This is a genomic window from Proteus columbae (assembly GCF_002777965.1).
GTDB lineage: Bacteria > Pseudomonadota > Gammaproteobacteria > Enterobacterales > Enterobacteriaceae > Proteus > Proteus columbae.
In genome coordinates this window covers 245,159-257,859 of record NZ_NGVR01000021.1, presented here as the reverse complement: position 1 = coordinate 257,859, position 12,701 = coordinate 245,159, and the positions used below count along the sequence as shown (strand labels likewise).

Annotated in this window: 9 protein-coding genes; 6 read left to right on the top strand and 3 right to left on the bottom strand. The window is 39.2% G+C overall.

The genetic code is table 11. The features are described from left to right. Window positions 1–249: 249 nt before the first annotated feature. The gene (gene hemL / locus CBE70_RS10570) at window positions 250–1,536 is read left to right on the top strand and encodes a glutamate-1-semialdehyde 2,1-aminomutase (protein ID WP_100159316.1); all 1,287 of its coding nucleotides are present in this window, start codon (window positions 250–252) and stop codon (window positions 1,534–1,536) included. A gap of 110 nt (window positions 1,537–1,646) precedes the next feature. Here hemL and CBE70_RS10565 read toward each other — a convergent pair whose 3' ends face one another. From CBE70_RS10565 to hrpB, 3 genes are all read right to left on the bottom strand, one after another. Continuing rightward, window positions 1,647–2,669, bottom strand: a complete 1,023-nt coding sequence (locus CBE70_RS10565; RefSeq protein WP_100159315.1) for a hypothetical protein — start codon at window positions 2,667–2,669, stop codon at window positions 1,647–1,649. 318 nt (window positions 2,670–2,987) lie between these two features. Then, the gene (mrcB, locus tag CBE70_RS10560) at window positions 2,988–5,294 is read right to left on the bottom strand and encodes a bifunctional glycosyl transferase/transpeptidase (protein WP_100159314.1); all 2,307 of its coding nucleotides are present in this window, start codon (window positions 5,292–5,294) and stop codon (window positions 2,988–2,990) included. Between the two features lie 144 nt (window positions 5,295–5,438). Beyond that, window positions 5,439–7,871, bottom strand: a complete 2,433-nt coding sequence (gene hrpB / locus CBE70_RS10555) for an ATP-dependent helicase HrpB (RefSeq protein ID WP_100159313.1) — start codon at window positions 7,869–7,871, stop codon at window positions 5,439–5,441. 85 nt (window positions 7,872–7,956) lie between these two features. Here hrpB and sfsA point away from each other — a divergent pair, with 85 nt between their 5' ends. From sfsA to folK, 5 genes are all read left to right on the top strand, one after another. Further along, window positions 7,957–8,667 carry a DNA/RNA nuclease SfsA gene (gene sfsA / locus CBE70_RS10550; RefSeq protein WP_100159312.1) on the top strand — a complete coding sequence of 237 codons (711 nt, stop codon included), beginning with the start codon at window positions 7,957–7,959 and terminating at the stop codon, window positions 8,665–8,667. 196 nt (window positions 8,668–8,863) lie between these two features. After that, window positions 8,864–9,319 (top strand): RNA polymerase-binding protein DksA, encoded by a 456-nt coding sequence (dksA, locus tag CBE70_RS10545; protein WP_023580786.1) that lies wholly within the window; start codon window positions 8,864–8,866, stop codon window positions 9,317–9,319. A gap of 53 nt (window positions 9,320–9,372) precedes the next feature. Further along, window positions 9,373–10,284, top strand: a complete 912-nt coding sequence (gene gluQRS / locus CBE70_RS10540) for a tRNA glutamyl-Q(34) synthetase GluQRS (protein WP_100159311.1) — start codon at window positions 9,373–9,375, stop codon at window positions 10,282–10,284. 307 nt (window positions 10,285–10,591) lie between these two features. Then, window positions 10,592–11,929 carry a polynucleotide adenylyltransferase PcnB gene (pcnB, locus tag CBE70_RS10535; protein WP_232797390.1) on the top strand — a complete coding sequence of 446 codons (1,338 nt, stop codon included), beginning with the start codon at window positions 10,592–10,594 and terminating at the stop codon, window positions 11,927–11,929. Next, on the top strand, window positions 11,922–12,416 hold the full coding sequence (gene folK, locus CBE70_RS10530; RefSeq protein WP_100159309.1) for a 2-amino-4-hydroxy-6-hydroxymethyldihydropteridine diphosphokinase: 495 nt from the start codon (window positions 11,922–11,924) through the stop codon (window positions 12,414–12,416). Before pcnB ends, folK begins: the two co-directional genes overlap by 8 nt. Window positions 12,417–12,701 lie beyond the last annotated feature (285 nt).

Sequence of the window (12,701 nt, the reverse complement as noted above, 5' to 3'; positions counted from 1 at the left end):
CAAAAAAACAGCCAGCAAAAATTTATATTTCTTGCTGATATAATGTGATGATTATCTAATACCTGCTCATAACCTTCAAGTTTGTTGTGGACAAAATACACTTTTTGCTACCTATCACTTTTTACGATAAACCACGTACCCACAATAACAGTGATAAATCAAAATCTTGTTGCCGTGTATTTGGCTTCATCTCCGCGGTGCTTTAGAATACGCCTTAATCTTACGCTCACCCATCATTAGGAGTCTGACATGAGCAAGTCTGAAACGCTTTATAATCTCGCACAACAAGTGATCCCCGGCGGTGTCAACTCACCTGTTAGAGCATTTAACGGTGTAGGTGGAACCCCTCTTTTTATTGAACGTGCTAATGGTGCGTATATTTATGATGCCGATGGACGTGCTTACCTTGACTATGTTGGCTCATGGGGACCTATGGTTTTAGGTCACAATCACCCTGCTATTCGTGATGCGGTGACTGATGCAGTACAAAAAGGGTTAAGTTTTGGCGCACCAACCGCCGCTGAAGTTGAAATGGCAAATCTCGTCACTGAACTTGTACCTTCAATGGATATGGTTCGTATGGTGAACTCAGGTACAGAAGCGACAATGAGCGCGATCCGCCTTGCTCGTGGTTATACTGGACGCGACAAGATCATCAAATTCGAAGGTTGCTACCACGGTCACGCTGACTGCTTATTAGTAAAAGCAGGCTCGGGTGCATTAACTATGGGACAGCCAAATTCACCAGGTGTACCGGCTGATTTTGTTAAACACACCTTAACTTGCACTTACAACGACTTAAACTCTGTACGCCAAGCCTTTGAAAACTACCCAGAAGAAGTGGCTTGTATCATTGTCGAACCTGTTGCAGGCAATATGAACTGCGTACCACCAAAAGCGGACTTCTTACCGGGTTTACGTGCATTATGTGATGAGTTTGGTGCATTACTGATTATTGATGAAGTGATGACAGGCTTTCGCGTGGCATTAGGTGGTGCCCAAGCTTATTACGATGTTGATCCTGACTTAACATGCTTAGGTAAAATCATTGGTGGCGGTATGCCAGTTGGTGCTTTTGGTGGGCATATGGAAGTAATGTCTAAACTCGCACCTATTGGCCCTGTTTATCAAGCTGGTACTTTATCAGGCAACCCTATTGCAATGGCAGCGGGTTTAGCCTGTTTACATGAAGTCTCACAACCGGGCGTTCATCAAACATTAGATGAGCTAACAACAATGCTAGCTGACGGTTTACTTGAAAAAGCACAACAAGCAGGTATTCCAATGGTTATCAACCATGTTGGTGGTATGTTTGGTCTGTTCTTTACAGATGCAAAAGAAGTTACTTGCTATCAAGATGTAATGAATTGTGATGTTGAACGCTTTAAACAATTCTTCCATTTAATGCTAGAAAAACGCGTCTACCTTGCACCTTCTGCATTTGAAGCGGGTTTTATGTCTATCGCTCATACTAAAGAAGATATTCAACGCACTATTGATGCCGCGGAATATGCTTTTGGTAAAATGAAAGGCTAATACCTCGTTATTTTTTAAGAAAAGTATTTTTTATTAATGCCATTCATTTTATTGAATGGCATTTTTATCTATTAGGTTAATAAATAAAAATTTTATAGTTCTATTTCAAATTATTTATTAAGATTTTTATTAAATTCAAGTGATTTTATTAAGCTTTTCATTAAATTCAAATGATACTCAAGCTCATTTTTTTTTGTCATTCCAAGTAATGTATTAAAAATCATGCTATCACTTAATTTATTATTTTTACTATGAACAAGAGCATCATTTAACAACTCCACCTCAAAATCTGTAGGCGCCAATTCAACCAAAACCACATTAAGTTTCTTTTTTATTTCATTAATGCATTTCATGCATTCGGAATATTTTGTATTTTCTTTATTAATCTGTAATTTTAAATCATCATTATTATCTACTTTATCAGAATAATTATTTTTTATATTTTCCAATACAAAATTTAAATCATTTTTAAATTTAATAAATTCATTTTTAAGTTTTTCTAGTTTATACTCAGCCATAGTCTTAGTTTCATCTTTTGAAGATAGTAAATAATATTTTTCACATGAGTGATTAAAAAAACACTCTAATTTATCTATTTTCTTATTAATACTTTCTATTCCCAACTTGATATTATTGGATCTGAAAATTACATTATCTTTAAGACTATAGATAATATAATTATTTAATATATTCAATTCATTACTATTAGAAGTAAATATACTATTAATAGGTAGATATTCATTAAAATTATCGCTCTTAATTCTCATAATATTATTAATTTTATCTCTATTCTCTTGGCTCTTACTTCCATGATTATAAATATTCGCGATATGAGAGAAGGCATTGCAATATGCTAAATAATTTTCATTAAAATCAATGTATTGATGTAAACTAGTCTTTTCATAATTAAATTTATTAGATTCTAAAGAATGTAATAAATTAATAACACCATAAAAAACATGATTTTTATTACAATTATCTTTATTCATTTGTTGTTCAAATGATTTTATTGTATTACTTAAATTTTTTATTCTTCTTTTCCCTCCAATATCAAGTAGATATTTTTTATCATTCAATTGATTTATTTTTTTAAAAAATGATTCTTGCATATATTCATTAGATATTTTAGGCATCATATTTCCTTTTTTATTAGAAATTAGTCAACTTCTTTAAATAAATACTAGAACTGTACATAATATGACATAAACATTTCATTTCTGTTATCAAAAAAAAAGATAAAGGTACTTATTCGTAATAAAAAATAGAGGTTTAAATATGATATAAAATAAAAATAAATTAAGAAAAAAAAGTAACTGCTAGATTTATTAAAAATAGAACACGATATCCTGCACGTGAATTCTAGTCGTTTAAACAACAGACCCGATATTAAATATCAAAACCCAACGGCACCTTAGTACCGTTGGGTTTTGCGAATAAATATATGTTGCTACTTACTCAGAAAAGAGATCTTGTAACCACTTTGGAGCGCCACTTTCATCAGTATCTTGCTGAACAGGTGTGCATAATCCATCTGGATTTGCTGTCCATACAGGTAGAGTACGAACACCACCGCCATAACAAGCAAAGTTACCTTGAGCATCAACAGACATTTCTGCGATATCTTCTGGTGCTGATGGATTTAATTTCAGCGGTGCCTGATTCTCTAAATAGTTACGGTACAGCAACAATGCCCCTGTTGAACCCGTTAAGTTCGTTGGACCATTATTGTCACGCCCCATCCATGAAATCGTCACTTCTTTGCCATCAATCCCTGCAAACCAGCTATCACGGAGATCGTTTGTCGTACCTGTTTTACCAGCAAGATTGTAATTACCAAATTTTGGTTTTAATACACGCCATGCCGTTCCTGAATTCACAACTTGTTGCATACCAAATAGCGTCATATAAGCCGCTTGAGGCGAAACAGTTGTTTCCGCTTGAGGATAACTTTGGTAAAGCACAGTACCATCTTGGGCAATAACAGAACGTAATGATGATAGTTTTGCACGATTACCTAAACTGCCAATTGTCTGGAAGGTTTGAGCCACTTCCATTGGTGTTAAGTTTAATGCGCCTAATAACATCGCGGGTACTTTTTCTAGATTTTCTGCTGGCGCGCCCAAGTTAATCCAAGTTTGGATCACTCGATCTAACCCAACTTCTAAACCAAGATTAACGGTAGGAACATTACGTGATGTTGCCAATGCATCCACCAGCATTAATTTACCTTTATAACCTCGATCGTAGTTACGTGGTTGCCAAGGCTTACTGCCCGGAATAGGCACCGAAATAGGTTCATCCGCAAGCCAAGTATTTAAACGAAAACGTTCAGGCTCACTTAATGCCGTTAAATATGTGGCTGGTTTTGCCAAAGAACCAATTGAACGTCGAGCCGATAATGCACGGTTAAAACCCGCATATTGAGGTTGAGAACCACCCACTAATGCTCTCACTTCGCCACTTAAACGGTCAACCACCACCATCGCACCTTCAAGATCATCAATCTTACGTGCTTTGCGCAAATCAGCGACACCCACTTCAACCGCTTTTTCAGCCGCATCTTGTGAGACAGGATCTAATGTAGTGAAGATTTTCGTACCCGATAAATCTTTAACTTTATCGCCTAGGGTTGTTTGTAACTCTTGGCGAACCAATTGCATAAATGCAGGCTGAGGCGTTAACGCTTCACTGCGTGGCTTCACACCTAAAGGACGCGCACTAAGCACATTGTAAAGCTCTTGGTCGATTATCTCTTGAGTTTGCAGCAATTTTAATACTACATTACGACGCTCTAACGCCGCTTTAGGGTTACGCCATGGGTTATAGGCAGATGCACCTTTAACCATTCCCACTAAAAGCGCCTGTTGATCAAGGCTTAATTCATCAACGGGACGACCAAAATAGTAGAGGCTAGCTAAAGGGAAACCTCGAATTTGTTCATCACCACTTTGCCCTAAAAAAACCTCATTAAGATACAGCTCTAAAATACGATCTTTGCTATAACTCGCATCCATAATGATCGCCATATAGGCTTCATTAAGCTTTCTTTTTAACGTTCTTTCGTTAGTCAAAAATAGGTTTTTCACTAACTGTTGCGTTAAGGTACTACCGCCTTGGACTGCTTTACCCGCAGTAAAGTTCGCTAATACCGCACGTCCAATTGAATAGAAACTAATGCCGTCATGTTCATAGAAGCGACGATCTTCTGTTGCAATTAATGTATCTACCAATAATTGTGGGAATTTATCTCTTGCTAAGAATAAACGTTGCTCACCATTTGCGGATTGCATCATGGTAATCAGCTTAGGATCAAGACGGAAAAAGCCAAATTGACGCTGATTATCCATGTTAGTAATACTAACCAGTGAATTTTGCTCAAAGGCTAATTTAGCTAAAATTTGCTCTTCACGGCCATCAGGGAAATCGAAAGGTCGGCGCAACATTTCAATCGCGTTACCTCTTACCACAAATTCGCCAGGACGCGTGATTTTGTTAACATTGCGGTATTGCATACCCTCAAGTAAGCTCACCATCTCTTTTTGGCTATAATTCATGCCCGGTTCTAAGTTAACGGTACGTCCGTAAACCGCAGCAGGTAATTCCCAAACATTGCCATCAAGGCGCTCTTTGATTTGAGAATGTAAATAAACACCATAAATGCCCATTAAAACCGCAACTACAATGGCGATTTTGACAAATAACCAAAACCAAGAACGACCTCTTTTGGTTTGTTTCGCTGGTCTTTTCTTTCTACTCATGAACTGTATCTCTCATTAAAACCCCTTTACCACGGGATAAAGAAGCCTAACATTGTCGCTATTTTTCTGTGTGATCCCACAAGAAAGCTCTCAAATACGAATAAAACTAGAGCATATTGATGCTGGGGTGAAACTAATATTCATTTATTGGCTATATTTTTTTACTCGTCTTGTTGGTGCCGTATTCGCTGGATCATCAGGCCATAAATGCTTTGGATAGCGCCCTTTCATCTCTTTTTGCACCTCTTTATAACTTCCGGCCCAAAATGTTGCCAAATCTTGTGTTTTTTGGATAGGTCGATGGGCTGGTGATAATAATTCCATGACTACTGGCAATTTACCATTCGCAATAATAGGGCTTTTTTGTTCGCCATAAACTTCTTGAATGCGAATAGCAATCACAGGAGGCAACTCCAAATCATAGTTGATAATCACTGTTGTCCCTGTTGGCGCTAAATAATGCGTCGGAAATAAGCTTTGAAGCAACTGATTTTCATGCCACGTTAATTGGTTTTTAATAATCGTATTAATATCCATTTGTTGTAATGCTTTTAATGTCTGAACGTCTCCCAGTTCAGGCAAGAGCCATGTTTCTAAAGTTTCAAGTAACACAGCTTCTTCTAAATCAGGTAATAAAGCTTCTGGGCACCATTTTTTCGCTAAAGAAAGGCGTATAAAAAGCTGTTGAGTCTCTTCACTAAGTGCTAAAGCATTTAAACCGTTATCTCTCAACCAATTTAATAATGCTTGTTGCATTTGCTGTTTATTGGGTTTGTCTAATTGGCGCTGATTTAAGGTTAATCGCCCTAATTGATGCTGTTGCCAAGCAACCAATGTACCTCGTTTTTCATCCCACTCAACCGTGGTATTATTTTCAATAAGCTCAGGAAAGGTAGTTAATATTTCATCAATTTCAATGGGTAACGCTAATAAAATACGCACATCGGCATAATGTGCATTTTGTAGTAATAATGGCGCTAAGATCCACGGCGCATCACTCATTGAGTGCGTATCATCCATCATAGCACCTTGTCCATTTGCTAAACGAAAACGCCCTTGATTATCACGATTTTTAGCAATCCTATCAGGAAATCCAACCGCTAATAATGAGCCTAACAATTCAGGGCAAAACGTCCCTTTACAATGTTGAGAAAGCTGTTTTTCACGTCGTGACCAGAAGGTATTTTTTTGTTGAGCAATCCACTCTAAATTAATTTCTTGTCCTCGCGGAGGCTCTTCTAAAATTGCACATAAACGTGCAGCCGTCGCAAGATGATTATCACTTTGCTCACTTGCGTAATCCAAAATCGCCGCTAATCGAGGTTCAATGCCCCATTGCGCCATGCGTGAACCTCGTGGTGTTAATCCACCTTGTTTATCTATCGCCCCTAAACGATATAATAAATCTTTAGCTGCATGTAATGCTTGTGGTGTTGGTGTATCCAACCAACTCAGCTGATTAATGTCGCGACATCCCCACTGCAAAACAGAAAGCCATAACGATGATAAATCACTACTTAAAATTTCGGGTATTTGGTGAGAAGCAACGCGCTCTGCCTGTTCTTGGCTGATTAAATGCCAGCAAATACCTGCCTCAAGACGTCCTGCTCGCCCAGCTCTTTGTGTTTGTGATGATTGACTAATTCGTTGACGCAATAAGCTAGTGACACCACTTTTCAGATCAAATTGAGCGCGTTTTTCAATGGCACTATCAAGAACTAAGCGAATACCTTCAATAGTCAGACTGGTTTCTGCAATATTGGTGGCAAGTACGATTTTTCGATAACCTTTTTTAGTCGGCTCAATCGCTTTTTGTTGTTCAGCTAATGAAAGCGCGCCATAAAGTGGGAATAACAAAACATTGTCATCCACTTTATCTTTTAGAATGTCAGCAACACGCACGATTTCTGCACTTCCCGGCAAGAAAATCAGCATAGAGCCAGCCTCTTGTGCCAATAATCTCAATGCCATTGTGGCAATTTCTTGTTCAAAGGGTTGATGCGTATTGATAGGAAAATAGACTCTTTCTACGGGATAACTACGGCCTTCGGCGTTGATCATAGGGGCATTGGGTAGTAGTGAGGTAAGTTTTTGATTATCTAAGGTTGCAGACATAATCAAAACACGCAAATCATCACGTAATCCCATCTGTACATCGAGCAATAGCGCCAGTGCTAAATCTGCTTGTAAACTGCGTTCATGAAATTCATCTAAAATCACAAGGCTTACGCCAGCCAACTCCGGATCTTGCTGTAACATCCGGTTTAATACCCCTTCTGTTACCACTTCAAGCCGAGTTTTTGAGCTGACTTTGCTTTCCGCTTTCATTCGATAACCTACCGTATTGCCAACGTCTTCATTTAGCTGATTGGCTAAACGGTAAGCAATACTTTTGGCAGCAATTCGTCTTGGCTCTAATAAAATGATTTTGCCATCAAAGCAATTTTGCTCCAGTAAATAGAGGGGAAGTGCCGTGGATTTACCTGCACCAGTGGGTGCATGAAGCAAAACTTGTGGGAATTGTTTTAATGCAGTAACGATTTTTTCTGCTACATCAAAGATTGGCAATAAATGCACACAGGCTCCATGGCTCATTAACTTTCTTGGCTGGGCATTGTAGCATTAGCGCTTTATTAAAGGTCATATTTTCCTCGGAGTCGTTATGAAATTTGAGCAACCGCTACAATCCGCCACTTTACTAAAACGATATAAGCGTTTTTTAGCAGACGTTGTTACCCCTAATGGAGAAGAATTCACGCTCCATTGCGCCAACACAGGTGCAATGACGGGATGTGCGACACCTGGTGATACTGTTTGGTACTCCACCTCTGCAAATGCAAAAAGAAAATATCCTCATAGTTGGGAACTGACACAAACTAAAACTGATGATTGGATTTGTGTAAATACCTTAAGGGCAAATGGGATTATTGCTGATGCTATTGAGGCGGGTAACATTCCAGAATTATCTGAATATGACGAGATAAAACGAGAAGTTAAATACGGTAATGAGAACAGCCGTATTGACATTTTACTTAAATCAAATCATAAAGTTGACTGTTATATTGAAGTGAAGTCAGTCACCTTACTCGACAACGGTATGGGCTATTTCCCTGATGCAAAGACAGAACGTGGTCAGAAACATCTTCGAGAGTTGACCGCTATCGCAAAATTGGGTTTAAGGGCTGTCTTATTCTACGCAGTTCCCCATACTGGCATTACGGAAGTGACTGTTGCTAAAGAGATTGACCCTAACTATGCTTCACAGCTAAAAGAAGCGAGTGATGCAGGGGTTGAAATCTTGTGTTATCGCATCAATATTAGTGAATACAATTTAACAATTGGACAGCAATTACCTTTTATTTCAAATAGTTAATTGAAATACATGGCATTAGTTAAGCATTTTTTAACTAAAAAGGGACATTTACTTGCGTGCCTTCACACCATGAGAAAACTTATTGAAGGAATAATTGCTATCCTCGCGGGCATCTGCTATTTATAGCGCCCTATTTTTTCCCCTTCCTGTTTTGAAGGTGGGGATTATTCAGAAATGCGTATGTAGGAGAAGCATTATGCAAGAAGGGCAAAAGCGTAAAACATCGTCCATGAGCATTCTCGCTATTGCTGGCGTTGAGCCATATCAGGAAAAAGCGGGCGAAGAGTACATGAACGAAGCCCAATTAGCGCATTTTAAGCTAATACTTGAATCTTGGCGCAATCAGCTCAGGGATGAAGTCAACCGCACCGTTACTCATATGCAAGATGAGGCGGCAAACTTCCCCGATCCCGTTGACCGTGCTGCACAAGAAGAAGAATTCAGTCTTGAGCTGCGTAACCGTGATCGTGAACGTAAACTCATTAAGAAAATCGAAAAAACACTGAAAAAAGTCGAAGATGATGACTTTGGTTTCTGTGAATCTTGTGGAGTGGAAATCGGCATTCGCCGTTTAGAAGCTCGTCCTACAGCCGATTTATGTATCGACTGTAAGACATTAGCTGAAATCCGTGAAAAACAGATGGCTGGCTAATAATGAGCAAACGCCTCAGCCGAATACGTTGAGGCGTTAATCTGAATCTTTCGATGCACGAGATTACAGACTATATTGGGCGCTTTGCGCCATCGCCAACGGGTCAACTTCATTTTGGCTCATTGGTTACTGCACTTGGCAGTTATCTTCAAGCTCGCGCACATCACGGGCGTTGGCTTCTGCGCATCGATGATATCGACCCTCTTAGAGAACCTCCCGGCACTGCATTCCAAATTATTCGCACATTAGAACATTATGGTTTGTTTTGGGATAAAGAGATCCTTTATCAATCGCAACGCCATGATGCTTACCGTGAAATTTTACACACCCTTTGGAAAGAAGGTGTTTGCTACCACTGTCATTGTAGCCGCCATCGTTTACATGACTTAGGGGGCGTGTATGATAACCACTGTCGTCATCAGGAGCCGCTCACAAATAATGTGATACCTTTTGATAAAGAAAGTGCATGGAGATTGATCCAACAGCATCCTGTTTATCATTTTGAAGATGTCATTCAAGGTACATATTATTCAAAGAGTACGTCTATCGTGTTAGAAGATATGATTATTCACAGAAAAGATAACTTATTTGCGTATAATCTAGTGACAGTGATTGATGATAGTTATCAGGGTGTAACCGAAGTTGTTAGAGGTGCCGATCTACTTGATCCCACGTTGCGACAAATCAGTTTACATAAACAACTGAATTTACCTATTCCGCGTTATGCTCATTTACCTTTAGCAATAAATCATGACGGTAATAAATTATCAAAACAAAATCACGCACATGCGTTGCCAGATACTGATCCAAGACCCGTCATTATTGATGCTTTACGGTTTCTGAATCAGCCTGTTATTGCGGGTTGGCAAGATTATTCGTTAGCATCATTGTTAGAAATTGCGATAGCGCAGTGGTCACCTTCTGAGATTTTAAAACAAAATCATCAGCAACAAGGGTATGAATAAACCACACAAAGCATTCTCAAAAAATGTTCAGTAGGCTATGATTAGCCGCTTAATTTTTTTAATTATTAGAATTTATTATTCGAGGTGTCATATTTTTAATCGAGTAGCACATTTCTGCCGTAATCTGCTAGGGCGACAAACAACGTCATCAGACACACAACCGGTAGCAAGTGAAAGGCCAGTCACTGCATCTGACCGACCAATACAAGAAACACAGAAACCTGTGCGTCGGCGTCCTGCTATATCCGCAGACCGTCCCCGTAAAAAAAAGAGTAATAAAGAAAAGGCGAACGGGAGTGATTTGCCAATGACTGTGATCCCAAGAGATCAACACCCAATTTCACGTAACGACATTAGTGATAATGCATTAAAAGTGCTTTATCGCCTAAATAACTCTGGCTTTCAGGCTTATTTAGTTGGTGGCGGTGTCCGTGACTTATTACTGGGAAAAAAACCAAAAGATTTTGATATTGCCACTAATGCAACACCTGAAGATGTACGTCGATTATTCCGTAACAGCCGTTTAGTTGGTCGTCGTTTCCGTCTTGCTCATATTATGTTTGGTCCTGAAGTGATTGAGGTTGCGACTTTCCGCGGCTCTCATGAAGATCATGAAGTTTCAGACAACAACCAATCCCAGCAAGCACAAAGCGGCATGTTACTGCGCGACAATATTTTTGGCTCAATTGAAGAAGATGCCATTCGTCGTGACTTTACATTAAACAGCCTCTATTACGGTGTTGATGACTTTGCTGTACGTGATTACGTTGGCGGTTTAGCAGATCTGAAAGCGGGTATTATTCGCTTAATTGGCGATCCTGAAACGCGCTATCGCGAAGATCCCGTAAGAATGCTCAGAGCCATTCGTTTTGCTAGCAAATTAGATATGCAAATTGCGCCAGAAACCGCAGAGCCAATTGCCAGACTTGCTCCTTTATTACGTAATATTCCATCGGCTCGTCTTTTTGAAGAATCACTGAAATTATTACAAACAGGGCAAGGCTACAAAACTTACAAGTTAATGTGCCGTCATCAATTACTTGAGCCACTGTTTCCGTTGATTGCCTCTAAAATGACAGAGCAACACGATACGCCGATGGAGAGAATGCTAGATCAAGTTCTCAAAAACACAGACTACCGCATCAACAAAGAGATGCGAGTCAATCCGGCGTTCTTATTTGCGGCAATGCTGTGGTATCCATTAATTGAACATGCCGAAAAATTAGTCCAAGAAAGTGGTCTTTCTTACTATGACTCTTTCTCTATGGCGATGAATGATATTCTCGATGAGCAATGCCGTACTATTGCGATACCAAAACGCATTACCACAACCATGCGTGATATCTGGCAATTACAGCAACGTTTACCTAAACGCCAAGGTCGTCGTGCGAATAAATTACTTGAGCACCCTAAATTCCGTGCAGCGTTCGATTTACTGGAATTACGTGCCAATGTACAACGCAATCCTGAGCTTGAAGCGTTAGCAAGTTGGTGGGCTGATTTCCAAGCCTCTAACAATACACAACAACGCTCAATGGTTTCTGAATTAGGCCAAGCGCCAATTCGCAGACGTCCACGTCCACGTAAACGCCCTCGTCATCCAAGTGCAAAACCGGCATCTAGACACGAGAATACCAATGAGTAAACAGAAAAAACGTGTTTATATCATTTTAGGTAGCAATTTGAATTCACCTGAAAATCAGGTGAATTCAGCGATTAAGGCAATCAGTGAGATCCCACAAACCACATTGATTGCACAATCATCTTGGTATCGTACACGTCCAATGGGACCGCAAGATCAGCCTGATTACCTTAACGTCGCGGTTGCGGTTGATACAACATTAGCACCAGAAGAGTTGCTGAATAACACACAAGCGATTGAATTAGCGCAAGGTCGTGTTAGAAAAGAAGGCAACCGTTGGGGACCGAGAACACTTGATCTTGATATTATGTTATTTGGTGATGACGTGATCCAAACCGAGCGATTAACCGTACCTCATTACGGGCTTAAAGTACGCGAATTTATGCTTTATCCATTAGCGGAATTAGCACCCGATCTTCGCTTTCCTGATGGTGAGTTATTAGCAGATAGATTGGCGTTAGTGCCTGAAAATGGCATGGAAAAGTGGTAATTTCACACTAATGCGTTCTTAATGCTAAAGGTTGATACTGTAGAAAATATAAACAGTATCAGCCTATCTCTTCTCTTTTCATTTCCCTCGATTTTTTAAATTCACCTCTCCGTCTCAATCTCCAAACTCTTTTATATTTATTTTTCACATATAGACAATTGATAAATATAAATAAAAATTATCATTTGTTAATTTTCATTACTCATTTAATTACTTTTTCTTCGTTTTTAGTCCTTAAATGCTACAATCGAAAGCGGCTTTATTTTGATAATCTAACATTTTCTT